At 75.6% G+C, this 24,874-nt stretch carries 17 protein-coding genes; 6 read left to right on the top strand and 11 right to left on the bottom strand.

Features of this window, described 5'->3' with window-relative positions; genetic code table 11:
* On the bottom strand, nt 1-2,229 hold a 2,229-nt coding region (locus tag AB0881_RS13755), incomplete at its 3' end, for a tetratricopeptide repeat protein (RefSeq protein ID WP_366616972.1).
* 259 nt (nt 2,230-2,488) lie between these two features.
* On the opposite strand from AB0881_RS13755, the gene AB0881_RS13750 reads away from it, so the two are divergent.
* The 5 genes from AB0881_RS13750 to AB0881_RS13730 are packed head-to-tail and all read left to right on the top strand — an operon-like array spanning nt 2,489 to nt 11,495.
* On the top strand, nt 2,489-3,706 hold the full coding sequence (locus AB0881_RS13750) for a hypothetical protein (RefSeq protein ID WP_366616971.1): 1,218 nt from the start codon (nt 2,489-2,491) through the stop codon (nt 3,704-3,706).
* Complete coding sequence (locus tag AB0881_RS13745; protein WP_366616969.1) at nt 3,703-4,266, top strand: hypothetical protein; 564 nt, start codon at nt 3,703-3,705, stop codon at nt 4,264-4,266. The genes AB0881_RS13750 and AB0881_RS13745 overlap by 4 nt, the downstream gene beginning before the upstream one ends.
* The gene (locus tag AB0881_RS13740) at nt 4,263-4,919 is read left to right on the top strand and encodes a hypothetical protein (protein ID WP_366616967.1); all 657 of its coding nucleotides are present in this window, start codon (nt 4,263-4,265) and stop codon (nt 4,917-4,919) included. Before AB0881_RS13745 ends, AB0881_RS13740 begins: the two co-directional genes overlap by 4 nt.
* Nucleotides 4,916-8,104 carry a chromosome partitioning protein ParA gene (locus AB0881_RS13735; protein ID WP_366616966.1) on the top strand — a complete coding sequence of 1,063 codons (3,189 nt, stop codon included), beginning with the start codon at nt 4,916-4,918 and terminating at the stop codon, nt 8,102-8,104. Before AB0881_RS13740 ends, AB0881_RS13735 begins: the two co-directional genes overlap by 4 nt.
* 25 nt (nt 8,105-8,129) lie before the next feature.
* Nucleotides 8,130-11,495 carry a hypothetical protein gene (locus AB0881_RS13730; protein WP_366616965.1) on the top strand — a complete coding sequence of 1,122 codons (3,366 nt, stop codon included), beginning with the start codon at nt 8,130-8,132 and terminating at the stop codon, nt 11,493-11,495.
* A gap of 6 nt (nt 11,496-11,501) precedes the next feature.
* Here the strand turns inward: AB0881_RS13730 and AB0881_RS13725 are convergent, their stop codons facing one another.
* From AB0881_RS13725 to AB0881_RS13690, 8 genes are read right to left on the bottom strand one after another with little or no spacing between them, the layout of a single operon-like run.
* Complete coding sequence (locus tag AB0881_RS13725) at nt 11,502-12,266, bottom strand: ATP-binding cassette domain-containing protein (protein ID WP_366616963.1); 765 nt, start codon at nt 12,264-12,266, stop codon at nt 11,502-11,504.
* Nucleotides 12,263-13,321, bottom strand: coding sequence for an ABC transporter permease (locus AB0881_RS13720; protein ID WP_366616962.1), 1,059 nt, complete (start codon nt 13,319-13,321; stop codon nt 12,263-12,265). The genes AB0881_RS13725 and AB0881_RS13720 overlap by 4 nt, the downstream gene beginning before the upstream one ends.
* Nucleotides 13,318-14,295 (bottom strand): sugar ABC transporter substrate-binding protein, encoded by a 978-nt coding sequence (locus AB0881_RS13715; protein ID WP_366616961.1) that lies wholly within the window; start codon nt 14,293-14,295, stop codon nt 13,318-13,320. Before AB0881_RS13715 ends, AB0881_RS13720 begins: the two co-directional genes overlap by 4 nt.
* Nucleotides 14,296-14,351: 56 nt before the next feature.
* Nucleotides 14,352-16,202, bottom strand: coding sequence for a 3D-(3,5/4)-trihydroxycyclohexane-1,2-dione acylhydrolase (decyclizing) (iolD, locus tag AB0881_RS13710; RefSeq protein WP_366616959.1), 1,851 nt, complete (start codon nt 16,200-16,202; stop codon nt 14,352-14,354).
* On the bottom strand, nt 16,199-17,071 hold the full coding sequence (gene iolB, locus AB0881_RS13705) for a 5-deoxy-glucuronate isomerase (protein ID WP_366616958.1): 873 nt from the start codon (nt 17,069-17,071) through the stop codon (nt 16,199-16,201). Before iolB ends, iolD begins: the two co-directional genes overlap by 4 nt.
* Nucleotides 17,068-18,054, bottom strand: a complete 987-nt coding sequence (iolC, locus tag AB0881_RS13700) for a 5-dehydro-2-deoxygluconokinase (protein ID WP_366616956.1) — start codon at nt 18,052-18,054, stop codon at nt 17,068-17,070. The genes iolB and iolC overlap by 4 nt, the downstream gene beginning before the upstream one ends.
* Nucleotides 18,051-18,914: a TIM barrel protein gene (locus AB0881_RS13695; RefSeq protein ID WP_366616955.1), complete on the bottom strand. Its 864-nt coding sequence runs from the start codon at nt 18,912-18,914 to the stop codon at nt 18,051-18,053. Before AB0881_RS13695 ends, iolC begins: the two co-directional genes overlap by 4 nt.
* Complete coding sequence (locus AB0881_RS13690) at nt 18,911-19,933, bottom strand: Gfo/Idh/MocA family oxidoreductase (RefSeq protein WP_366616954.1); 1,023 nt, start codon at nt 19,931-19,933, stop codon at nt 18,911-18,913. Before AB0881_RS13690 ends, AB0881_RS13695 begins: the two co-directional genes overlap by 4 nt.
* Nucleotides 19,934-20,154: 221 nt before the next feature.
* Between AB0881_RS13690 and AB0881_RS13685 the strand changes: the two genes are divergently transcribed.
* The gene (locus tag AB0881_RS13685) at nt 20,155-21,741 is read left to right on the top strand and encodes a nitroreductase/quinone reductase family protein (protein WP_366616953.1); all 1,587 of its coding nucleotides are present in this window, start codon (nt 20,155-20,157) and stop codon (nt 21,739-21,741) included.
* A gap of 19 nt (nt 21,742-21,760) precedes the next feature.
* Here AB0881_RS13685 and AB0881_RS13680 read toward each other — a convergent pair whose 3' ends face one another.
* Nucleotides 21,761-22,228: a VanZ family protein gene (locus tag AB0881_RS13680; protein ID WP_366616952.1), complete on the bottom strand. Its 468-nt coding sequence runs from the start codon at nt 22,226-22,228 to the stop codon at nt 21,761-21,763.
* Between the two features lie 87 nt (nt 22,229-22,315).
* The gene (gene lon / locus AB0881_RS13675) at nt 22,316-24,718 is read right to left on the bottom strand and encodes an endopeptidase La (protein ID WP_366616951.1); all 2,403 of its coding nucleotides are present in this window, start codon (nt 24,716-24,718) and stop codon (nt 22,316-22,318) included.
* Nucleotides 24,719-24,874 lie beyond the last annotated feature (156 nt).

Below are 24,874 nucleotides of genomic sequence, written 5' to 3'. Positions count from 1 at the left end.
GGGGGGTTCGTTGAGCCAGGTTCCGTCGTTCCAGGAGAGCTCGTCCATCGCCCCAGTCCAGCACATCGCGTCGTCGAGCGGGGTCGCCCGGCCCTGCCCCCACAGCTGCGCGACAAGCGGCCCGCCGAGGCTGCGCCGGATCGGCTCCAGCGTCCGCTCGAAGCGGGCGCCGCCGGGCCGCCGGCCGGCCGTCTCCAGCACCGCGTCCCGCAGCGCCGCCGCGGCCCCGCCGACCAGCACCGCGCGGCGCGGGTCGCCCTCGCGCGCCACCAGCTCGGCGAGCGTGTCGAGCGCGCGGGCCAGATCGAGCCGGATACCGGTGGAGCGGCTCAGCGCCAGGCTCTCGGCGAGCGCCGCCCGCGCGGCCGGCAGGTCGTCCAGGTCCAGCGCGACCCGGCCCAGCCCGGCCAGCGCCCGCGCGATCTCCGGCCGGGCCCCGATCTCGCGCAGGATCGGCAGCGCCTCCCCGTAGTGCGCGCGGGCGGCGGGCCGGTCGCCGCGCGCCTCGGCCAGCCGGCCCAGCCCGATCAGCGCGTGCGCGGCGCCCCACAGCTGCCCGATGCCGCGCATCGTGGCCAGCCCGGACTCCAGCGGCCCGCGCGCCTCGCGCAGCCGCCCCTGCCGGATCCGCAGGTAGCCGCGCGCGATGGAGGCGTACGCGCGGTTCCACTCCTGGCCCGGCTCGGCGGTGATCGCGTCGGCCTCGTCCAGCCGGTCGGCGGCCTCCTCGGGACGGCCCGCGCGGGTGTACGCCTCGGCCAGCGTGACCAGCGCGGTCGCGGTCATGAACGCGTCCCCGGCCTCCCGGCACGGGCCCAGCGCCGCCGCCGCGAACGTGCCCGCCTGGACGAAGTCGCGGCCCCCGACGGCGATCTGCGCCCGCCCGGCCAGCGCGGGCCCGCGCACGGACGCGGGCAGGTCGTGGCCGCGGGCCAGGAACCGGTCGGTCCACTCGGCCCACTCGGCGGCCTGGCCGCGGACGATCCAGTACGTGCGCAGGGCCGTGCAGATGCGCAGGCCCTCCTCGATGCCGCCGTGCTCCAGCGACCACGCCAGCGCCGCCCGGGCGTTGCCGGTCTCGGCGTCGTACCGGCGGAACAGGTCGACCCGTGCGGCCCACGGAGCGGGCCGCTCGGCGATGCCGATCTCGCCGTGCCGCTCGGCGAGCTCCAGCAGCGCGTCGCGGTGCCGGTCGCGCAGCGCCGCCGCCTCGCCGGACGACTCCAGGCGTTCGGCCGCGTACCGGCGGATGCTGTCCAGCATCCGGAACCGGACCTCGCCGGCGACCTCGCCGCCCGCCACGACCAGCGACTTGTCGACCAGGGCGGTCAGCAGGTCGAGGACCTCGTCGGCGCCGAGCACCTCGTCGGCGCACACCACCTCGGCCTGCTCCAGCGTCCAGCCGGCGAAGACCGACAGCCGGCGCAGCAGCACCCGCTCCTCCTCGCCGAGCAGCTCGTGGCTCCAGTCGATCGCCGCGCGGAGCGTCCGCTGGCGGGGCGGTGCGGTGCGGTCGCCCGCGTTCAGCAGCCGGAAGCGGTCGGCCAGCCGGTGCGCGATCTGGTCGACCGACAGCACCCGCACCCGCGCCGCCGCGAGTTCCAGGGCCAGCGGCACGCCGTCCAGCGCGCGGCCGATCCGGTCGACGGCGTCGCCGCCGGTGAAGCCCGGCCGGGCGGCGCGGGCGCGCTCCTCGAACAGCCGCGCCGCCTCGCGGGGCTCCAGCGGCGGGACGCGCCACACGTTCTCGCCGGGCATCCGCAGCGGCTCGCGGCTGGTGGCCAGCACCCGCAGCCCCGGGCAGCGGGCCAGCAGCATCCCGGTCAGCCGGGCGCAGTCGCCGACCAGGTGCTCGCAGTTGTCCAGGACGAGCAGCGTCTCGCGGCCGCGCAGCGCGTCGGCGAGCGTGTCCGGCAGCGGGCGCCCCTCCTCCGCGGCCACCCCGAGGACGGCCGCGACCCGGCGGGCGACCGGCTCGGGCGGCCCGTCGGCGGGCAGGTCGTCCAGCTCGGCCAGCCACACCCCGTCGGCGTAGGCGTCCCGGAGGGTGTGCGCGACGTGCAGGGCCAGCCGCGTCTTGCCGATGCCGCCCGCCCCGCACAGCGTCACCGCGCGCATGCTCTCCAGGAGCACCCGGAGGTCCCCCGCGTCCCGTTCCCGCCCGACGAACGGGTTCGGCTCGACGGGCAGGTTGCTCCTGACGGCGTTCGTCTCCACAGCGCTGTTCATGGATGTCATGCGCCCACAAGTGTCCGATGGTCAGGCCCGTTCCCCCGGTACGGTCCCTGCGAGTGTGACATCGCCGTCCGTGCGGCGCCCGGCGTTTGACACCTGTTGACAATCCTCCGCGGCGGATCCCTGACTCCGGCCTTGACCCCGCGCCCCGGCCCGCCGCTCGCGCCCCGCGCCGCTCCGGAGGACCATAGGGAACACGCCGCCGGGTGCCCGATTCCACCCTTGCGGCCCGCTGGCCGTACCGTAGTGCGCCGTGTCCCCCACCTCAGGAAACGCCGAGGCCGCCGCCAGCCTCGACGACGTGCTCGTCGGCGAGGCCGTGCTGGGCGTGTACCGGCAGATGTTCGCCGCGCTCGCGCGCGACAGCGGCGCGGTGGTGGACGACCCGGAGCTGGTCGACGTCGCCGAGACGCTGCTGGCCGCCTTCGCCGACGCGGGCGAGGAGGGGCTGAGCCGCGAGCAGATGCGGTACGTGTGCCGCCGCTACTCCACCGAGGTCTTCGAGAACCGGCTGCGCGTGCTCAAGGGGCTGGGCGCGGTCCGCGAGGTGTTCCCCAAGCCCAACCAGCTGCGCTACCGCGCCTCGTTCACCAGCGTGGTCGGGCTGATGTTCGTCCGCCGGATGATGCTGGACGGCGGGCAGAGCGAGATGCACCGGCTGCTGGCGCTGGAGCAGCTGAACGTGGCGGACCCGCGGATGACGGCCGGGCAGGCGCGGGCCGGGGCCGAGGGGCTGGCGCGGGCGTTCCGGCTGTGGAGCGTGGAGCTGCTGACGCTGACGAACGGCACCATCGAGGAGCTGCGCGAGCAGGCGCCCAAGCTGTGGGGCACCGAGGAGATCCTGCTGCGCGCCGAGCGGCTGCACGGCGCGATCCTGCGCCGCTGGCCGGAGCTCGACCGCGCCTGCACCGACCTGCGCGCCGCCATCTACGCCTACGGCGACGCGTCCCGGCGGGCCGCCGCGCGGCTGTCGGACTCCGCCGGCATGACTCGCAACCTGACTCTGCTGCCGCCCGAGACGTGGCGAACGTTCGCCCGGACGGCCTCGCGCGACGAGCTGGCCGGGGTCCTGGACGGTTTCGTGTTCGACGCCCCGGCGCCCTGGCACGAGCCGTCGGCGGTGGTGACGGCCGTGGAGGACGGCCCGCGCACCACTCCGCCGCGCCCGGCGCCGCCGCGCGCGTCCGTCCCGGATCCGGGGCTGTCGGACGACACCGGCGGCGACGCCACCGCCGCAGAGCGGCTGCGGGAGGTCGCCGAGCAGGTGCTGCGGGGCCGCGACCGCGTCGCCGTCGAGGATCTGCTGGCGCAGGACTGGGTCGCGGCGCGGCGGCTGCTCGCCGACCTGTCCTCGGTCCACCTGCACCCGGAGCTGCCGTACCGGCTGGTCTGGTCGGACGGGCTGGCGGCCCGCCCGGACGGCCTGCCGTCGTGGGTCACCCCGGGCGTGTTCGAGAGGACGGGCCCGTGAGCGCCGATCCGCCGGCCGTGGACCCGCGGGTGCTGGCCCGGGCGCGCGCCCGGGTGCTGGGCGTCCCCTCGGTGCCGGCCGCCGAGCCGGCACCGCCGGGGATGACCGGGGCGTCCGACGGGGAGCGGGTGTGGCTGCTGCCGTCCTGGCCCGACGCGGCGACCCCGGCGATGCTGGAGGAGTACGAGGTCGCGCCGATGCCGCTGGACCGCACCGGCCAGGCCCGGCGCGTGCTCGCGGCGGCGCTGCGCTGCTGCTGGACCCGCCTGGACGACGCGCCGTGGCCCGGCGGCCCGGCCCCGGTCGCCGCGGTCCTGGAGGTGTACGCCGGCATGTCGCGCGGCGACCCGGAGCTGGCCCGCCGCTGGGCGACCGGCGAGCTGCGGCGGCTGTCGGACACCGGCTGGCTGCTGGTGGACGAGGAGGCCGGCGCCGTCCGGCCGGGCCCGCGCACGGCCCTGTGGCGCGAGGAGACCCTCGGTACCCTCCGCGACCTGCTGCGCCGCCTCCCGCAGCCCCCGCCCGAGCCCGAGCCCGAGCCCGCGGGGGACGGCTCATGAGCGAGCTGTTCGAGCCGCTGCTGCGGTCGTACGACGAGAAGCGGCGGGCGGAGCTGGTGGCGGCGTACATGGCCGTCGAGCACGCGGCCGCGCCCGTTCCCGAGGTGCGGTTCCCGGCGCTGCGCGAGCCCGCGCCGCGCCGGACGCTGGAGCAGATGCTGGCGCTGGGCGGGCGGACGCTGATCCGTACCGGCAAGGGCGAGTGGATCTCCGGCTACCGGGACGACGTGACCGCCGAGCTGGGCGCGGACCCGGACTGCGTGCCGCCGGCCGGCGACCGGGCCGCGCTGGTGCTGGTGCTGATCCACGCGGTGGCGATCCCGCGGGCGGCCGGGCTGCTGGCCGACGACTCGTGGATGTCGCCGTACCCGGCGCCGCTGGAGGAGCTGCGGCGGCGCTCGCAGCTGCCGGTCGGGGAGCTGGAGGCGTCGCTGCGCCGGCTGCGCGCGGCCGGGCTGGTGGCGCAGGTGAAGGCGGGCGGGGACGAGTCGGGCGGCTTCGTGCCGGGGCCGCAGTTCCAGCGGCTCACGCCGGCCGCGCGCCGCCGCCTGCAGGAGGAGCTGATCCTGGCCGCCGGGCCGGGGTCGCCGCTGGCCGCGGCGATCCGGGCGCGCCGCCGCGGCCGGGAGAACGATCACGGGGAGGCCTCTTGACCGCCGTTCTGGAGCCGCTGGTGCCCGCCGGGCCCGGCGCGGGCGGGGAGAACATCGTCGGCGGCCGCACGCTCGTCGCGGTCCAGGCGGTGAACATCTCCCGCCTGTCGACGCATCCGGTGCCGACCGTGCCGGGGACGCTCATCGTCGTCGCGGGGCAGGGTCCCAAGGACTCCAACGGGGCCGGGAAGTCGTCGTTCATCGCGGCGATCACCGCGCTGCTCGGGGACGAGCAGTGGCGGTTCGCGTCGGGCGCGCGGGCGGTGGCGGAGCTGCTGTTCAACGCCGAGCTGGCGGCGCAGGGCGACAGCCAGTGGGCCAGCGCCGGCCACGGCTACATCGTCGGGGTCTTCGACGAGCACGACGCCGCCGGGCGGGAGTCCGGTGAAGCCGGCGAGCCCGGCGACGCCGGCGCCGGGGAGCCGGAGACCGAGACGGCGCTGACGGTGTGGCTGCGGGTGAACGCGGACGCGCCGCACCTGGAGATCCGCTGGCGGCCGGGCGTCCATCTGGCCGCGGCGCCCTCGGAGGCCGAGCGGGTGGCGCTGGCCGACCGGATGTGGGCGGCCCTGCCGCGCAGCGCCGGCCGCCGCGACCTGGTGGCCAAGGACCTCGGCCGGGTCCTGTACGGCGGGCAGGTGCGCTGCGTGTCGTTCCTGTCGACGTCCGTGCGGTCCAAGGTCGCCACGAACCTGCTCTCCCAGCCGCTGAACGAGATCAGCCCGGAACGGATCTTCAGCGCGATCGCCGCGCTGACCGGGCTGGACCGGGAGCTGGAGGCCGAGCGCACCTCGCGGGCCGAGGAGCACCGCGAGCGCGCCCGCGCCGCCGAGGCGGCCGAGCGGCTGGCGGGCTGGGAGCGCGAGGCGGCCGCGCTGCTGAAGACGTTCGACCGGCGCGACCGCGCCCGCGACGAGGTGGCGGCGGCGCTGCGGTTCTGGCACAGCCGGCAGGCGCGGCTGCTGGTGGACGCGGCCCGCGCGGACGGCGCCCACGCCGCCGAGCAGGAGCGCCTGCACGCCGAGAACGAGGAGATCCTGGTGGCCGTGAAGGCGGCCGGCAAGGAGATCGAGCAGCTCACCGGCGGCGCCCTGGAGGAGCGGCTGGGAGAGGCGGGCGCGGCCCTAGCCGAGCTGAAGGGCCAGGCCGACGAGCTGGGCGCCGACAAGGCGGTCGCCCGCAACCGGCTGGAGGAGCTGCGCCGCCGGGTGTCGGGGCTGGAGGAGCGGCTCCGCGAGGCGGACGGCCGCGACGCCGGGGCCGCGGCCCGGGAGCTGGCCGAGGCGGAGGCGCGCCGGGACGAGGCGCAGCAGTCCTTCGGGATGGCCAAGGGCGCGGTGTCGCGGGCCGAGCGCGCGCTGGCCGAGGCGGAGGCGGGCGAGAGCAGCGCCCCGGCCCAGATCCGCGCCCTCGCCGGCGCCGGAGTCGCGGCCGTCGGCCTCCTGGACGCGGTCGAGCTGGCGGACGGCGTCCGCGACCGCTGGGAGGCCGCCCTGTGGCCGTACCGCGAGGCCGTGGTGGTGGGCCCGGACGACCTGGCCGCCGCCGCGGAGGCGCTGGGCACCCTTCCCGGCTCCATGATCGTCCCGGCGGACGGCGAGCTGCGCGCGGACGCCGGCGGGAGCGCCGCGGACGGGCTCCCGGAAGGCGTGCGGTGCGTGCTGCCCCTGGGGCGCTTCTTCGATGCCCTGAACGGCGGCGACGGCACGGGCGTGGTGATCGTCGGCGGGTTCGCGGAGCCCGTCACGGGGCGGGAGACGCGCGTGCGGGCGGCGCGGGAGGCGCTGGCGGCGGCCAGGGAGGCCCTGGACGGGGCGCGGCGGCGGGCGGACGACGCGGCGGCCGATGTGGCGCTGGCGGGCCGGCGGCTGGAGGCGGCGCGGGCCGCGGCCGAGCTGGACGCCGTGCGGGAGCGGATGGCCGGGCTGCGCGAGCGGCTGGAGGAGCTGGCGGGCAGCGAGTCCCGGCTCGGGCCGCGGCTGGGCGCGGCCGAGCAGACGCTGCGCCGGCTGCAGGCCAAGGCGGACACGCGGGCGCTGGAGGTCGACCGGCTGCGCGGGCGGCGCGAGGCGCACGAGCGCGACCGCGACCGGATCCGCGCCGAGATCGCGGCGCTGGCCGACCGGCGCGCCGCGCTCGGCCTGGACGATCTGGAGAAGGAGTGGGGCGCCTCCCGCGACGCGGCCGCGGAGTGGCTGGCCGCACTCGGCGACGACGAGCGGACCTGGACGCCCGACGAGTGGTGGCACAGCGCCGAGAAGCACCTGTCGGAGGGGCTGCGGCGGGTGTTCCCGGACGGCCCGGCCGACGAGGACATGCCCGAGGAGGTCCGCTTCCTGCTGCGCGAGCGCACCGACGGGGAGGGCCGCCGTACCGAGCGCGAGCAGTCCACGTTCCCCCGCCTGGTCAAGGCGCTGGAGGGGTACCTGCGCCGGCAGGAGGACTACGAGCGGCACCAGCGGCGGCAGATCGAGGTGCAGCTGGCGGCGCGCCGCACCGACCTGGAGAAGGCGCAGAAGGGCGCGACGGAGGCGGCGGGCGCGGCGGAGGCGCACCGCACGGCGCTGACGGCCGCGATCCGGGCCCGGCTGCAGCGGGTGGCCGAGGAGTTCGAGAAGCTGGACGTGGCGTACGGCGGGTACGGCGCGACGCTGGAGTTCCCGACGCCCGAGCCGCCCGGCGATCCCGAGCAGGAGTGGCGCTGGCGGGTGACGCCGAAGTGGCGGCGCTCGGACGGGCAGCGGTACGTGCCGTACAACCGCCGCGCCAACACCGCGCTCATGGACGAGAAGGCGGTGAAGCTGGTGTGCGCCGCCGCCCTCGCCAGCTCCGGCGGCGGGCGGTCGGTGGGGGCGGGCCCCCGAGAGGGGGCTGGATCAACGCTGTGCCTGGTGCTGGACGAGCTGGGCCGCAACCTGGGCAAGGAGCACCGCAAGGAGGCCGTCGCGCTGTTCCGCAAGATCGGCGAGACGCACGGGATCACGGTGATCGGGGCGCTGCAGGACGACATGGAGCCGTACGCGATCGACGCGTGCGGCCAGTACGTGAAGCTGCGCCGGTCGTCGGACACGATGCCGTACAACGAGCCCCCGGTCGTGGTCGGGTACGACGAGCACGAGGAGCGGGTGAGGCGGCTCGCGGCGCAGATCACGGCCGCGCGGCCGGATATTCCGGATGCTTCCTGACCGTTGATCCGGAAGGATGCCCGGCATGCGCGCCGACACCCTCCTGGACGAGATCGAGCCCCTCCGCTACTCGCGGCGCTGCCGCCGGCTGGCCGACCTGCGGAGCCTCGCGGGCACGCCGGAGCTGCGCGCCCTGCTGGAGGAGCTGGACGGCCGCGGCTACCACGAGCGCGGGCTCGCGCTGTTCATCGCGACCGCCGTACGGGACGAGGCGTCCCTGGAGCAGGTCGGCCGGGCGCTGCGCGACCCGGCGTTCGACCTGGCGCTCGGCGCCGTCTCCTGGGCCGTCCGCCTCGGCCTCCCCGCCGAGCGCCTGGAGGAGCTGCTGGCCGACGCACCGGCGGCGATCCGGGCCGCGGCGTACGAGGCGATCCGCCGCCACCGCCGCCGCGACCTGGCCGAGCGCCTCATCGACCAGGTCGCCGGACGCTGGGGCGACCGGGAGGCCGCGGCGCTGCTGCCCGCGTGCGGCGGGGACGCGGCGCGGGCCCGCCTCGACGGGCTGGCGCACGCGGTCGCCAACTGGAAGGCGTTCGCCCTCTCCCACCCGGACGCGATGCTCGACTTCGCCGAACACCGGCTTCCCGGCGTCCCCGGCTCGCTGCTCTCCGCGTGGTGGCGGCGGCACGGCACCGGTGTCGCCGCCGCGGTACCGCACGATCCCGGCCGCGTCATCGCCCTGCTGGAACGCCACTGCCCCGCCGGTCCCCTGCCGTACGAGCTGAACGGCCGGCTCGGGATCCTCCTGGACGCCGAACCGGACCGCGCGCTGCGGCTCCTGCTCGCCGAGGAGCACCGCCAGGGGCTGGCCTGGGTGCTGCGGCGCCGCTTGGTCCGCGACCGGCTGCGCCGGCTGGGCGACCCGGAGGCGGCGGAGGTCGCGCGGGCCGTCCGGGACGACGCGGCCACGCTGGCCCTGCTCCTGAACGCGTACCCGCCGAGCCGCCGCGACGCGATCCACGCGGCCGCGATGGCGGGAACCGACCTCGCCACCGCCGAGCACGACGAGCGGGTCATGGAGGTGCTGCCCTGGGCCGCCCGGGCCCGCGAGGCGCGGCGGATGCTCGGCCTCACGCGCGTCGCCGGGGATCCGCACAGGCTCCGGGAGGTCGCCTCCTTCCTCCCCTACGACGAGGCCCGGCCGGTGCTGTACGAGGTGACGCGGCGGCCCGACGCCGACGACCGCGCGGCCGGGTACCGGCTGCTGGTGCGGTGCGCGGGACGCTCCCGCGACCCCGAGGTGCTCACCCGGCTGCTGGACGATCTGGACCGGCTCCGCAACGAGCAGGACCCCGTGCGGATGCACGCCCTGAGCGCGCTCGCCGCCGTCCCGACGGCCCTGCTGCGGGCCGGGCACGCCGCCGCGCTCATCCGGCTGGCCGGGGACGCGCTGGGCGCCCGGGACTGCTCGTACGCGACCCGCCGGTACCTGATGGACCTCGCCACCGGCCTCTGCCGCCAGGGCGCGATCGGCGGCGACGCCGGCCTGCTGCGGGCCGGCCTGGACATGCTGGACACGCTCACCGGGCGCGGGGGCCCGCTTCCGTTCCCGCCGCTCGCCGGCGTGCTGCGCCGCGGGCAGGAGCACGACCTGGTGCGCACGCTCGCCCGGCGGCTGAGCTCGGCGGAACGCCGCGACGACCACCGCCTCGCGCTCGCCCTCGCCCGCGCCCTGGGCCGCCGCGCGTACGGCGTCCCCGCCCTCCAGGACGCGCTGGAGAAGGCACTGGACGCCCGCGACGACGGCGACATCCGGGCGGCGGCCGGGCTGTGGCTCGCCGACCCGCGGACCCGGGCCGAGCGGGTCGAGCGGGTCCTCGCGAAGGACCCGTCCATGATCGTGCTGCCCCGGGTCTTCGCGGCCGTCGCCCGGGAGCGCACCGACCTGCTGCGCCCGGTCCTGGACGGCCGCGTGCCCGCGGGCCGTTTCCAGCGTCCCGACGTGGCGCACGTCCCCAGCCCGGAGCGGTCCTGGATGCGCCGCTGGACCGCGAAGCAGCGCGCCGCGTACCTGAGGCTCCTCCACCGGCTGGCCCGCGACGAGGGCGCCACGGACTCGGCCCGCGCCCAGGCCGTCCGGTCCATCGGCACGGTCCCCGGGGTCGGGACCGGCGAGCTTCGCCCGTACTTGGACTCGGCCGAGCCGCTGCTGCGCCGGGCCGGGCTGACCAGTGCCGTCTGGGTGGCGTCCCCGCAGGAGGTGCTGCCCCGGCTGCTGGACCTGGCGTCCTCCGACGACGCGCACGTGGCGCTGTACGCGGCGACCCGCGCCGCCCGGTTCGTGGCGCCGTCCACGCTGCACGCGGCCCTCGCCCCGGTGATCGCCGACGGCAAGATCACCGCCCGCAAGGAGGCGCTGCGGATCCTGCTGCGCGACCACGCGCCGGACGCGATGGGCGCGGTCGCGGCGGCCTGGGACGATCCCGGGCAGCACCGCGACGTCCGGGCCGCGATCGCCTCCGCCGTGCGCGAGCGCCTCGGGGACCCGGTCGCGATGCGGATCCTGGCCGAGGCCGCGCGCGGCCCGCGCGACCTGGCCCTCCAGGTGACCGGCGTGAGCCCGGTCGCGATCGAGGAGCGGCACCGGCCCGCCTACGCCGCCTTGATCATGGACGTGGCCCGGTCCGCCGACCGCGAGGCGGTGTGCGAGGGGCTGTACTCGCTCCAGCAGTGGGTGCCCTGGGCCCGGGACGCGGCCGCACTCCTGGCGAGCCACCTCACCGCCCTGGACGACACCCTCACCTGGCGCGCCGCCCTCAACTCGCTCCGCGTCTGCGGGCGGGCGGGGCACGGGCTCGCCGAACTCGGCACGGCGGCCGAGGAGCTGGCCGCCGCCGCGGCAGCCCCCGACGCCGGCGCCGAACGCGACCGCCCCGCCTGGCAGCGGCTCACCGCGCTGGTCGAGAGCGTCCGGCTGGACCACGGCCGGGAGGGCGCCGCCGCGATCCAGCCGCTCGTCCGCGCCCTCACCGGGCGGCTGCCCGAGCCGCTGGCCTCCGAACTGCTCGCCGCGACGATCCCCTGGGACGCGCCGGGCACGGAGACCGACCTGGACGCGCTGGCGGACCGCCCCACCGGGCCCACGTTCGCGGTCCTGCGCGTCGCCCGGTCCCTCGCCAACGGCCGCTACGTGGGCGATCTGGACGCGAAGCCGCAACGCGTCCACAACGGCCCGCTCAACCCCGCAGCGGAAGTGGTGCTCCCGCACGCCGAACGGCTCGCGGCGCGCGCCGGCCTGGCCCCCGGGCTCTTCGCGTACGCGCTGACCGCCCACCACGGCGAGCTGACCGGCTGGCCGGAGCCGTGGCGGGACGTGCTCCGCCGCCTCCGCGCCCACCCGCATCCGGACGTCGCGTACATGGCCGGCACGGTCCGCACCGCCACCGAGTGACCGGGGTCAGGCGCCCTGCTCCAGCTCGTGGGCCAGTTCCTCCAGTTCGGCGCCGCCGGACATGAGGGCGGTCAGGTCGGCGACCGTGATTTCGGACTTCGGGTGATATCCGATGGCGCGCCCCCGTTTGAGGACGAGGAAGCGGTCGCCGACCGGGTACGCGTGGTGCGGGTTGTGGGTGATGAAGATGACGCCGATGCCCTGCTCCCGGGCCCGGACGATGTAGCGCAGGACCACCCCGGCCTGCTTGACGCCGAGGGCGGCCGTGGGCTCGTCCAGGATCAGGACCTTGGCGCCGAAGTAGACCGCGCGGGCGATCGCGACGCACTGCCGCTCGCCGCCCGAGAGCGTGCCGATGGGCTGGTCGACGTCGCGGAGGTCGATGCCCATGTTCAGCAGCGCGTCGCGGGTCTCGCGGCGCATGTACGGGATGTCGAGGCGGCCGATGCCGCGGCGCTTCTCCGAGCCGAGGAAGAAGTTCCGCCAGACCGGCATCAGCGGGACGACCGCGAGGTCCTGGTAGACGGTGGCGATGCCCCGGTCGAGGGCCTCGCGGGGCGAGTCGAACGCGACCGGCTCGCCCGCCACCTCGTAGATCCCGGAGTCGTGCCGGTGCAGCCCGGCGACGATCTTGATGAGGGTGGACTTGCCGGCGCCGTTGTCGCCGAGGACGCAGACGACCTCGCCCGCCGCGACCTCCATCGACACCTCGCGGAGGGCGATGACGTTGCCGTAGTGCTTGCTCACCCCGGCGAGCCTCACGAGGGTCATGGCGTCCGCTCCACTCTGCGCTTCACGACCAGGTTCACCACGGTGGCGATCAGCAGCATCGCGCCGAGGAAGAACTTGAACCAGTCGGGGTTCCACTCGGCGTACACGATGCCCTTGTTGGTCATGCCGAAGATGAACGCGCCGATCGCGGCGCCGATCGCCGAGCCGTAGCCGCCGGTCAGCAGGCAGCCGCCGATCACCGCGCAGATGATGAAGAAGAACTCGTTGCCGACGCCCTCGCCGGACTGGACCGTGGCGAACGCGAAGACCAGGTGCATCCCCGACACCCAGGCGCAGAACGCCACGCCCATGAACAGCCCGATCCGGACCCGCGCGACCGGGACGCCGACCGCGCGGGCCGCGGCCGCGTCACCGCCGGTCGCGAAGATCCAGTTGCCGGCCCGGGTGCGCAGCAGCAGCCAGGTGGCCGCCGCGACCAGCAGCAGCCACCACAGCACGGTGATGTTGACGTTCACGCCGCCGAGCTGGAGGTCGGAGGCGAACACGGCGCGGGCCGACGCGAAGCCGTCCATGTCGCGGACCGAGTCGGAGGCGACGTTGCCGGTCGCGGCCTTGGTGACGCCGAGGTTCAGGCCCGCCAGCATGAAGAACGTGGCGAGCGTGATGATGAAGCTCGGCAGCCCGGTCCGGTTGTAGAGGACGCCGTTCAGCGCGCCCAGCGCCAGGGTGAGGGCGAGGGAGATCGCCACGCCGGCCCAGACGTTCAGCGTGAGCTGGTAGCTGGTCAGCGCGGCGATCAGCGCCGAGGTCGTCACCATCACCCCGGCCGACAGGTCGAACTCGCCGCCGATCATCAGCAGCGACACCCCGACCGCCATGATCCCGAACGTGGAGCTCGCGTACAGGACGGTCGAGAACGAGCTTGCCTGCAGGAACGCGTCGGCGACGACCGCGAAGAACGCGAACACCGCCGCCGCGCCGAGCAGCGCGCCCAGCTCCGGGCGGCCGAGCAGCCGGCGCAGCGGGGACCCGCGTCCCAGCCGCTCGTCGGCCGCGACCGGAGCGGGCGATGGTGCGGCGGCCGTCCGGCTCACCGCGTCCCCTTGGTGGCGAACCGCTCGATCGCCGCCGCGTTGTCCTTGGTCACGATCGCGGGGCCGGTGAGGACCGGGCGGCCGCCGCCGACGGCGTTGCCGTTGTTCTTCAGCAGCCACAGCTGGTCGACGGCGCCGTACCCCTGGAGGTAGGGCTGCTGGTCGACGGCGAAGTGGATGGTCCCGGCCTTGATCGAGGCGACCAGTTCCTTGTTCATGTCGAACGTCGCGACCTTGGCCTTGCTGCTCGTCTCCTTCACCGAGTCGACGGCGGTGGCGGCGAACGGGGCGCCGAGCGTGAGAATGCCGTCGACGTCCTTGTCGGCCTGGAGCTTGGCGGTGATGGACGACTTCACCTGGGGCATGTTGGTGCCCTGCACGAAGAGGTTCTCCATCTCGCCGCCGAAGGTCTTCTTCGCTCCGGCGCAGCGGTCCTCCAGGCCCACGTTGCCCTGCTCGTGGATCACGCACAGCGCCCGCTTCGAGCCGATCTTCGCCAGCTCGCGGCCCGCGGCCTCGCCGGCGATCTTCTCGTCCTGGCCGAAGTGCGCGACGGCGCCGAACCCGGCCGACACGTCCGCGCCCGAGTTGATCGACACGACCGGGATCCTCGCCGCGGTGGCGCGGGCGACGACGTCCTTGAGCGCGTCCGGCTTGGCGAACGTGACGATGATCCCGTCCACCTTCTTGTCGATCGCGGCCTGGACGAGCTGCGCCTGCTTGCCGCCGTCCGGGTCGGCGGAGTACTGGAAGTCCACGTTGCTCTTGGCCGCGGCGGCCTGGGCGCCCTTCTGGACGATGTCCCAGAACGTGTCGCCGGGCCCGGAGTGGGTGACCATGGCGACCGTCATCCGCTCGGTCCTGGCGCCGGCGTCCGCCGCGTTCTCCTCTGCCTGCTTGCCCCCCGACTCGCTGCACGCGGCGAGTGCGAGCACTCCCGTCGCCGCCACGGCCAGCAGGCCCCTGCTCGTCATGCGTTTCCTCATGGGAGGCTCCGTTCTCTCCAGAGGGGATGGGGTGGGAACCGGGTTCACAGGTGCCGGCGCCGGGCCGTGCGCTCCTTGTCGTAGCGCGCGCGGGCCTCGCGGGTGGCGTCCAGGGCCGAGACCTCGGCGACCGGGACGTCCCACCAGGCCCCGCCGTCCGGCGCGGGCACGAGCGGGTCGGTCTCGATGTGGACGAGGGTGGTGGTGGTCGCGGTCCGGGCCCGCGCGAGTGCGGACCGTAGATCGCTGATCGTAGCGGCCCGCTCCACGGCGGCCCCGAGACTCGCGGCGTTGGCGGCGAGATCGACGGGAAGCGCCTCACCTGCGGCGTCGCGGTACCGGGTGCCGAATCGCGCGGCGCCGACCGACTCCGACAGGCCGCCGATCGACGCGAAACCGTGATTCTGCACGAGCACGACGACGATCTTGACACCCTCGGCGACCGCGGTGACGAGCTCCTGCGCCATCATCAGGTACGAGCCGTCCCCGACCAGGACGAACACCTCGCGATCGGGGTCGGCGGAGTCGAGCACGGCGAGCTTCGCACCGAGCCCGCCCGCGATCTCGTAGCCCATGCAGGAGTAGCCGTACTCGACGTGGTACGTCCCGGGCCCGCCGGCCCGCCACAGCCGGTGCAGGTCGCCGGGCATGGACCCGGCGGCGCAGACGACGATGTCGCGGGGCCCGGCCGCCGCGTTCACCGCGCCGATCACCTCGGTCTGGGCGGGCAGCGGGGCGTGGCCGCGCCGGTAGGCGTCCTCGGTGACGGCGTTCCAGCGCGCCGCCAGGTCGCGCGCCTCCGCGCGGTACGCGTCCGGCACGGAGTGGTCGCCGAGCGCGGCGAGCAGGCCGCGCAGCCCTTCGCGGGCGTCGGCGACCAGCGGCGTCCCCGCGAGCTTGGCCGCGTCGAACCGCGCCACGTTGAGGTTGGCGAACCGCACGCCGGGGCGCGCGAACAGGCTCCGCGACGCGGTCGTGAAGTCGCTGTAGCGGGTGCCGACGCCGAGCACGGCGTCGGCCTCGCGGGCCAGCGCGTTCGCGGCGGCGGTGCCGGTGGCGCCGATCGCGCCGGCCGCGCAGGGGTGGTCCCAGGGGAGCGAGCCCTTGCCCGCCTGCGTCTCGGCGACGGGGATCCCGGTGGCCTCGGCGAGCGCGCGCAGCTCGGCCGCCGCGCCCGAGTACACCACCCCTCCCCCGGCGACGATCAGCGGCCGTTCCGCGCCGGCGAGGAGGGCGGCGGTCTCCTCCAGCGCGGCGGGCTCGGGCAGCGGCCGCGGGATCCGCCAGACCCGCTCCCGGAACAGCTCCTCCGGCCAGTCGTACGCCTCGGCCTGGACGTCCTGCGGCAGCGCGAGCGTGACCGCGCCCGTCTCCGCCGGGTCGGTGAGCACGCGCATCGCGGCGAGCAGCGCGGTTTCGAGCTGCTCGGGCCGGTTGACGCGGTCCCAGTACTTGGAGACCGGCTTGAAGCAGTCGTTCACGGACACGTCGTACGACCGCGCGTCCTCCAGCTCCTGCAGGACGGGGTTCGCGGTACGGGTCGCGAACACGTCGCCGGGCAGCAGCAGCACCGGCAGCCGGTTGATCGTCGCCAGCGCCGCGCCCGTCACCATGTTCGTCGCGCCGGGGCCGATCGAGGTCGTGCAGGCGAACGTCGCCAGGCGGTCGCTCGCCCGCGCGTACCCGGCCGCCGTGTGCACCATCGCCTGCTCGTTGCGCGCCATGTGGAACGGCAGCGCGTCGCCGTACTCCAGCAGCGCCTGCCCCACCCCGGCGACGTTGCCGTGCCCGAAGATGCCGAAGCAGGCCGGGAAGAACCGGCGGCGCGACCCGTCGCGCTCGGAGTACTGGACCGACAGGAACCGGACGAGCGCCTGCCCGACGGTGAGCCTCATGTTCGCTCCTGGGAAGAGGTGAGCGGGAGCCTCGGGTCGACCGGCTGCCCGGGCCAGGTCTCGCGGATCCAGCCGTGCGCGGGGTCGTCGCAGATCCGCCAGGCGCGCTCCGGCGACGGGCCCGCCATCACGTTCAGGTAGTAGAGGTCGTGGCCGGGCACCGCCATCGACGGGCCGTGCCAGCCGTGCGGGATGAGGACCGCGTCGCCGTCCCGCACCTCGGCCAGGACGTCGATGGGCCGCCCGGGGCTCCCGTAGACCCGCTGGTACGCCATCCCGGGGCGCCCCCGCGGTCCCGGCGCGACCTCGAAGTAGTAGATCTCCTCCAGGACGGCCTCGGCCGCGGTCTCCTCGTCGTGCTTGTGCGGCGGGTACGAGGACCAGCAGCCGCCCGGGGTTAGGACCTCGCACGCGATGAGCTTCTCCGCGTACGGGAAGCCCTCGGGCGTGCCGAAGTTGTTGACCTGGCGGCTGGCGTGGCCGGCGCCGCGCAGCTCGACCGGCACGTCCTCGGCCGGCACGTAGCGCGGGACGAGCCGCCGCGTGCAGCGCGCCCCCGCGAGCGCGAAGCGGCCCTCCCCCGCGACGGTCACGCGCGCGTCGCGCGGCACGTACGCGAAGTCGCTCACGCGGGAGAAGACGTCGCGGCGGCCGCGCAGCTCGTACCGCTCGCCGTCGCAGGTCACGGTGCACGAGCCGGCGAGCGGCAGCACGATCGTCTCGTACTCGCCCGTCCCGAACGCGGCCTCGCCCGCCTCCGGCAGCTCCAGGACGCGGAGCGAGGCGTACGCCCAGCCGGCCGACTCGGGCGTGATCACCAGGCGGTACGGCCCGTCCGCCGTGGAGCCCGCGCGCAGATGGTGCTTCATACCTGCTCCCCCGCCATGGCCTTCTCGACCTCCGCCGTGTCCGGCATCGCGTCGGCGCAGGCGAGCCGGGACGCGACGATCGCCCCGGCGGTGCCCGCGAACGCCAGGACCCGGTCCAGGTCCCAGCCCGCCAGCAGCCCGTGGCAGACCGCGCCGCCGAACGCGTCGCCCGCGCCCAGCCCGTTCACGACCTCCACCTCGACCGGCGGGCTCTCGACGACCCGGTCGCGCGTCGCGGCCAGGACGCCCGCCGGGCCGCGCTTCACGATCGCAAGGTCCAGGCCGGGGACGCCGAGCAGCGCGGCCGCGGCGGCGCGCGGGTCGCGCTCGCCCGTCGCGACCTCGCACTCCTCCACGTTGCCGACGGCCACGGCCGCGTGCTCCAGCGCGCGGCGCGTCCAGAACCGCGCGTCCTCCGGCGACGGCCAGAGCATCGGCCGGTAGTCCAGGTCGAGAACGGTCCGCCCCGGATGGGCCGCCATCGCCGCCAGCGTCGCCGTGCGGCTCGGCTCCTGCGAGAGGCCGGTGACCGTGGCCCACACGATCCGCGCCGAGGCGATCGCCGCCAGGTCCAGCTCCCCGGCGCGGATCTCGAGGTCGGGGGCCTTCGGGTAGCGGTAGAAGTAGAGCGGGAAGTCGTCCGGCGGGAAGATCTCGCAGAACGCCAGCGGGGTCGGCAGCCCCGGCACGGCGGCGACGTACCGGTCGTCCACCCCGTACCGCCGCAGCGCCTTGCGCACGAACCGGCCGAACGGGTCGTCGCCGGTGCGCGTGACCACGGCGGTCCGGCGGCCGTGCCGCGCGGCGGCGACCGCCACGTTCGTCGGGCTGCCGCCCAGGTACTTGCCGAACGTCTCCACGTCCTCCAGCGGCACCCCGGTCTCGCGCGGGTAGACGTCCACGCTGACCCGGCCCATCGTGATCAGGTCGTACGGCCCCTCCCGCGGCCCCTCCCGCGGCCCCGCCGGGGGCGGCCCGGTCACGACGCCACCCCGGCGAGGTAGTCCAGGCACGCGCGGACGTCGGCGTAGGGCCCGGCGCCGGGCGGCTCGGGCGGCTCGGCGGCGAGGACGGCGTCCTGCTCCATCACGTACCAGCCCTCGTACCCCGAGCCCTCCAGCGCCGCGATGACGGCGGCGATGTCGATGTCGCCCCGGCCGAGGGGCCGGTACAGGCCGTCCCGCACGGCCCGGGTGTACGGGACGCGCCCGTCGCGCACCCGCTCCGCCAGCGGCACGTCCACGTCCTTGAGGTGCACATGCGCGACGCGCGGGGCGGCGAACCGCGCCAGCCACAGGGGGTCGGTGCCGCCGACGAGGAGATGGCCGGTGTCCAGGCAGAGCGGGACGCTGCACTCGCCGAGCACCCGCTCGACCTCCGCGCGCCGCTCCACGACCGTCCCGACGTGCGGGTGCAGCGCGACCCGCCGGCCGCGCGCGGCGGCGCGCAGCGTGATCGCGTCCAGGTTCGACAGCAGCGCGCGCCACGCCTTGGTGTCCAGCTCGGGCCGCTGGTCGTAGCCGTCGGTCCCGGTGGCGGCGGCCAGGATCAGCACCGTCTCCTCGCCCAGGCCGTCCATGGCCAGCTCGACGTCCGGCAGCGGGTCCCGCCCGGGGTCGTGCAGGACGGCCGGGACGAACGCGCCCACCAGGTCCAGCCCGAACTCCGCCAGCAGCCGGCCGCGCGCCGCCGGATCGGGCGGCAGGAACCCGGCCGGCCCCAGCTCGGTCGCGCCCAGCCCGAGATCGCGCATCTCCCCGAGCACCCGGCGCGGCGCCATCTGGTGCCCCCATCCCGGGACCTCGCACACGCCCCAGGAGATCGGCGCGCCCGCCACCCTCATCTCCGCACCCCTTCCCTTCGGACTTCTTCGATCTCGACGATCCGGCGTTCCCGCCGGGACAGCTCGCACGCCTCCGCGAGGTAGAACGCCTCCAGCGCGTCCTCGGGCGGGCACGGGTTGCCGCGGCGGCCGGCGACCAGGTCGATGAACGCCCCCAGCTCGGCGTCGTACGCGGCGGCGAACCGGTCGAGGAACCCGCCGTACGCGGGCGGGCGGGCGCCGGCACCGGGCGGACCGGCCGGCACGGGGGTCGCCGGGGTGCGGTCGTCCAGGCCCGCGACCAGGCTGTCCTTGGAGCCGAACAGCTCCAGCCGGACGTCGTAGCCGGCGGCGTTGTAGCGGGTGGCGCCGAGCGTGCACAGCGTGCCGTCGTCCAGGGCGAGCAGCGCGGCGCCGGTGTGCACGTCGCCGGACTCGCGGAACATCTCGTCGCCGGTGTCGGAGCCCGCCGCGACCACCCACACCGCCTCGCGCCCGGTGACGTGCCGGAGCGAGTCCAGGTCGTGGATGACGCAGTCGCGGAACAGCCCGCCCGAGCCGGGGATGTACGCGGCGGGCGGCGGCGCCGGGTCGAAGCTGCACGAGCGGACGGTGTGCAGCCGGCCGAGCCGCCCGGCGGCGACGGCCTCGCGGGCCGCCGCGTACCCGGCGTCGAACCGCCGCTGGAAGCCGACCTGCACCGGGATCCCGGCGGACCGGGCGTCCCGCATGATTTGGAACGTTCCATCAATATCCGACGCGAGCGGTTTCTCGCAGAAGACGGGTATCCGGGCCGCGACGGCGCGGCGTACCAGCGCGGCGTGCGCGCCGGTGGCGGCGGTCACCACGAGGCCGTCCAGGCCCGCGGCGAACAGGCCGTCCACCGCGTCCAGGGAGCGCGCGCCCAGCCCCGCGGCCAGCTCGCGCGCCCGGCCCGGATCGGCGTCCGCCACCAGCAGCGCCTCGACGTCCGGCGCCTCGCGCAGTGCGGCGGCGTGGCGCGCTCCTATGCGCCCCGCGCCGGCCAGCCCGATCCTCATCGATCCCTCCCGTTCGGTGCGCTGGGGACCGGCGCCGGACAGGACGCCGCCCCGGCCCCCGTGGTCAGGTTGCGGCCAGGTGAGCCCCGAGTGTGCTGGAGCGTTCCATGCACGTCAACGGCCCGGCGGGCCTCCTCTCCCTTACGGGCTGTCCGCAATGGGCCCGTTCTCGGTGGGACCGCGCTTTCCCACGACATTGAACAAGCGTTAGGTTTAGCCGCATGCGGGTCTTCATCACCGGCGCGTCCGGATTCGTCGGGTCCCATGCCGTCCGTGCCCTGCTGGAGGCGGGGCACCGGCCGCGCGCGCTCGTCCGCGATCCCGCCAAGGCCGGCAAGGTACTCGCCGGCCTGGGCGTCGACACCGCCGGGGTCGAGTTCGTCACCGGCGACATGCTCGACAAGGGCGCGGTGAGCGCGGCCCTCGACGGCTGCGACGCCGCGATCCACGCCGCCGCCGCGATCGGCGTCACCGGCGCGCCCGACCGGCCGCGCGGCCCGCTCGCCGCGGGGGCCGGATCCGGCCGCGACCCCGAGAGCGCGCTCGTCCAGGTGAACGTGTCCGGGACCCGCAACGTCGTCGGCGGCGCCGTCGCCCGGGGCCTCGACCGGGTCGTGCACGTGTCCACGGTCGCGGTGTTCGTGCCGCCCGCCGGGCCGCGCATCACCACCGACGGGCCGCTCGCCTCGCCCCGTACCGACTACGGCCGCTCCAAGCTCGCCGCCGAACGGTACGTGCGGGACCTCCAAACGGAGGGCGCGCCCGTCACCATCGTCTACCCCGGCGGCGTGTGCGGGCCGGACCAGCCCGTCCTGGACGCCCTGATGGAGGGGCTCAGCGCCGGCCTCGACCAGGCCTGGCCGCTGCCGCCCGGCGGCGTCTCCGTGATCGACGTGCGCGATCTCGGCGAGGCCCTCGCCCGCGCCGTCGCCACGCCGGCCCCGAACCGGCTGATGCTCGGCGGCCACTACCTGACCTGGCCGCAGTACGCCAGGCTGTGCGAGAAGGTGACCGGCCTGCGCCCGCGCAGCTTCCGCGTCCCCGGCGCCGTCATGCTCGGCGCCGGGTCGGCGCTCGACGCGGCCAAGCGGATACGGAACTTCGATTACCCGCTCACCCGCGACGCCGCCGAGTTCATGGTCAAGCTCGTCCCGACCGACGACAAGCCCTCCCTGGACGCCCTGGGGATGACGCTGCGGCCCGTCGAGGAGACCGTCACCGACGGCCTGCGGTGGCTGGCCGAGGCCGGCCACCTCCGCCGGGCCGGAAGGCTCGCGCCCGCCCCGCGCGGCACCGCGCACACCTCTCAGGAGCACCCGATGCCGACCCTCATCCAGCGCACGTTCGGCCCCACCTTCCAGAAGATCTCGGGCTCGCCGCGGTTCGCCCGGATCGGGCCCAAGATCGTTCCGCCGCTGGACCGCGCGCTCCACAAGGCGAGCGGGGGCCGCCTCATGCTCGGGCAGCTCCTGGTGCCGAGCCTCGTGCTGTCCACCACCGGCGCCGTCAGCGGGCTGCGGCGGCAGACGCCGCTGGCGTGCATGCCCGAGCCGGACGGCTCGTGGATCGTCGTCGGGTCCAACTTCGGCCGCGAGAAGCACCCCGCCTGGACCGGCAACCTGCTCAAGCACCCCGGCGCCGAGGTCAGCTTCCGCGGCCGCTCCACCGAGGTCACCGCGCACCTGCTCGACTCCGCCGAGCGCGCCGAGGTGTGGCCGCGGCTGGTGCGGGTCTGGCCCGTGTACGACCGGTACGTCCAGCGCGTGGACCGCGAGCTGCGCGTCTTCCGGCTGACCCCGGCCTCCTGAGCCCGCCGGCCGCCCCACCTCACTCCGTTCCGCGGAGCGTGCGGGAGAGGCGGCGGCCGGCGAGCGCGTACGCGAGCAGCACGCCCAGCGCGTTCAGGAGGACGTCGTCGACGTCGAACGCGCGCCCCAGCACGGCCAGGCCCTGGACGGTCTCGATCGCCAGCGACACCAGCGCGCCCACGAGCAGCAGCCGGACCGGGCCGCGCAGCCGCACGCTCGCCACCGGCAGCAGCACGCCGAGCGGCGCCAGCAGGATCAGGTTCCCGCCGACCTGGAGCAGCGCCCGGTCGAGCGGCTGGTCCAGATAGAAGCGCAGCGAGTCGCCCGGGTCGGTGTTCCCGCCGGCCTGGCCGTTGTCCTCGACGGGCGTCAGCGTGAGCCGGAACGCGTAGTAGAAGAACACCCCGAGCGCGCCGAGCGCGGCCACCACCGCGAGCGCCCGCAGCGCCTGCACGTACCAGGGGGTCCGACCGACCGACTCGACCATGCCGGTGCTTGTCCCCGATCCGGCGGCGTGTATGCGCCCGGAACGCGGGAACGCCCGCGCCGGAGCGCGGGCGTCCCTCTGCCGGGATCAGGCGGCGACGGTCGCGGCCTCGCTATTGGCCGGCTCCAGCGCCAGGTCCAGGACCTCGCGGACGTCGCTGACCGCGAAGACCGTCATGTTCTCCAGCACCTCGGCCGGCACGTCCTCCAGGTCCGGCTCGTTCCGCTTCGGCACGATCGCCGTGGTGATGCCCAGCCGGCTGGCGGCCAGCAGCTTCTGCTTCAGCCCGCCGATCGGCAGCACCCGTCCCGTCAGCGACACCTCGCCGGTCATCGCCACGTCCGACCGGACCGGCCGGCCCGTCAGCAGCGACGCCAGCGCCGTCGTCATCGTGATGCCGGCGCTCGGCCCGTCCTTCGGGATCGCCCCGGCGGGCACGTGGACGTGCACGCCGCGGTCCTTCAGGTCGCCGACCGGCAGCTCCAGCTCCGCGCCCCGCGACCGCAGGTAGCTGAGCGCGATCCGGGCCGACTCCTTCATGACGTCGCCGAGCTGGCCGGTCAGCGTCACGCCGGTGTCGCCGGTCTCCTTGTCGGCCAGCGACGCCTCGATGTAGAGGACGTCACCGCCCGCGCCGGTCACCGCGAGCCCCGTCGCCACGCCCGGAACGCCCGTACGGCGCTCGGACCTGCTGAGCTCGACCTCCGGCGTGAACCGCGGCCGCCCCAGGTAGTCCTTCAGGTCGGCGGCGCCCACGCTCACCGGCAGCTCGGCCTTCTCCAGCGCGACGTTCGCCGCGACCTTCCGCAGCACCCTGGCGATCGACCGGTCCAGCGACCGCACGCCCGCCTCACGGGTGTACTCCGCGGCCAGCAGCCGCAGCGCGTCGTCCCCGAAGGACACCTCGGACGCCTCCAGCCCCGCCTTGTCGAGCTGGCGCGGCAGCAGGTGGTCCCGGGCGATCGTCACCTTCTCGTGCTCGGTGTAGCCGTCCAGCTGCACCAGCTCCATGCGGTCCAGCAGCGGCCCGGGGATCGCCTCGACCACGTTCGCGGTCGCCAGGAACAGCACGTCGCTCAGGTCGAGCTCCACCTCCAGGTAGTGGTCCCGGAACGTGTGGTTCTGCTCGGGGTCCAGGACCTCCAGCAGCGCCGCCGTCGGGTCGCCCCGGTAGTCGGCGCCGACCTTGTCGACCTCGTCCAGCAGCACCACCGGGTTCATCGAGCCGGCCTCGCGGATCGCGCGCACGATCCGTCCCGGGAGGGCGCCGACGTACGTCCTGCGGTGGCCGCGGATCTCGGCCTCATCCCTGACTCCGCCCAGCGCGACCCGGACGAACTTGCGGCCCATCGCCCGCGCGACCGACTCGCCCAGCGACGTCTTGCCGACCCCGGGAGGGCCGGTCAGCGCCAGCACCGCGCCGGACCGCCGCCCGCCGACGACGCCCAGCCCCCGGTCCGCGCGCCGCTTGCGCACGGCCAGGTACTCGATGATGCGCTCCTTGACGTCGTCCAGCCCGGCGTGGTCGGCGTCCAGGATCTCCCGCGCGCCCGCGATGTCGTACGCGTCCTCCGTGCGCTCGTTCCACGGGATGTCCAGGACGGTGTCCAGCCACGTGCGGATCCAGCCGCCCTCCGGCGAGGCGTCCGACGACCGCTCCAGCTTGTCGACCTCCTTGAGCGCGGCCTCCCGCACCTTCTCCGGCAGGTCGGCCGCCTCGATCCGGGCGCGGTAGTCGTCCTCCTCGTCCGCCGGGTCGCCGTTCAGCTCGGCCAGCTCCTTGCGGATGGCCTCCTGCTGCTGCCGCAGCAGGAACTCCCGCTGCGTCTTCTCCATGCCCTCCTGGACGTCCTTGCGGATCGTCTCCTGCACGTCCAGCTCGGCCAGGTGGTCGCGCGCCCACCCGATCGCCAGCGTCAGCCGCTCGACCGTGTCCGGCGTCTCCAGCAGCTCGATCTTCTGCTCGTCGCTCAGATACGGCGCGTACCCGGCGTTGTCGGCCAGCGCCGACGGGTCGTCGATGGCCTGCACGACGTCCACGACCTGCCACGCGCCGCGCTTCTGCAGGATCACCGCGACCAGGCTCTTGTACTCCTTGGCCAGCTCCTGCGCCCGCCCGGACGCCGGCGGCACCTCGATCACGGTGCCCTCGACCCACAGCGCCGCGCCCGGCCCGGTCGTCCCGGTCCCGATCCGCACCCGCTCCACACCGCGCACCACGGCCCCGGGCTCGCCCCCGGGAAGCCGGCCCTCCTGCTCGATCACACCGAGCGTGCCGACCGCCGCGTACTGCCCGTTCAGCCGCGGCACCAGCAGCACCCGCGGCTTGGCCGCCGACCGGATCCCGGGCCCCTTGGCCCGCGCGACCGCCCGGGCCGCCTCGATCGCCGCGCGCACCTCGTTCTCCGAAAGATCGAGGGGCACGACCATGCCCGGCAGAACGGCCCCGTCGTCCAGGGGCAGGACCGGCAGCGTCAGGGTCTCGCTCATGCTCTCAGCTCCAAGTCTGTAGCGCTCTGACCAACATCAAGTTGAGTCATACACACTCAAGAAAACGGAGCAGCAATCTGTTCCCTCACCCACGTTCGCTGACAGCGATCAAGCCCGCGGCCGTCCCTCACCGCGAGATACGCCGCCGCCTCGCCA

Origin of the sequence: Spirillospora sp. NPDC029432, from assembly GCF_040703975.1 — a bacterium.
GTDB lineage: Bacteria > Actinomycetota > Actinomycetes > Streptosporangiales > Streptosporangiaceae > Spirillospora.
Note: the sequence above shows the minus strand (reverse complement) of the source record. Positions and strands in the feature narration are given on the sequence as shown.

What these genes read in the sequence shown, in the direction of transcription:
- AB0881_RS13740 (WP_366616967.1), top strand. Translation starts at nt 4,263, where the DNA reads ATGAGCGAGCTGTTCGAGCCGCTGCTGCGGTCGTACGACGAGAAGCGG.
- AB0881_RS13730 (WP_366616965.1), top strand. Translation starts at nt 8,130, where the DNA reads ATGCGCGCCGACACCCTCCTGGACGAGATCGAGCCCCTCCGCTACTCG.
- AB0881_RS13725 (WP_366616963.1), bottom strand. Translation starts at nt 12,266, where the DNA reads ATGACCCTCGTGAGGCTCGCCGGGGTGAGCAAGCACTACGGCAACGTC.
- AB0881_RS13715 (WP_366616961.1), bottom strand. Translation starts at nt 14,295, where the DNA reads ATGACGAGCAGGGGCCTGCTGGCCGTGGCGGCGACGGGAGTGCTCGCA.
- iolD (WP_366616959.1), bottom strand. Translation starts at nt 16,202, where the DNA reads ATGAGGCTCACCGTCGGGCAGGCGCTCGTCCGGTTCCTGTCGGTCCAG.
- iolB (WP_366616958.1), bottom strand. Translation starts at nt 17,071, where the DNA reads ATGAAGCACCATCTGCGCGCGGGCTCCACGGCGGACGGGCCGTACCGC.
- AB0881_RS13695 (WP_366616955.1), bottom strand. Translation starts at nt 18,914, where the DNA reads ATGAGGGTGGCGGGCGCGCCGATCTCCTGGGGCGTGTGCGAGGTCCCG.
- AB0881_RS13690 (WP_366616954.1), bottom strand. Translation starts at nt 19,933, where the DNA reads ATGAGGATCGGGCTGGCCGGCGCGGGGCGCATAGGAGCGCGCCACGCC.
- AB0881_RS13685 (WP_366616953.1), top strand. Translation starts at nt 20,155, where the DNA reads ATGCGGGTCTTCATCACCGGCGCGTCCGGATTCGTCGGGTCCCATGCC.
- AB0881_RS13680 (WP_366616952.1), bottom strand. Translation starts at nt 22,228, where the DNA reads ATGGTCGAGTCGGTCGGTCGGACCCCCTGGTACGTGCAGGCGCTGCGG.
- lon (WP_366616951.1), bottom strand. Translation starts at nt 24,718, where the DNA reads ATGAGCGAGACCCTGACGCTGCCGGTCCTGCCCCTGGACGACGGGGCC.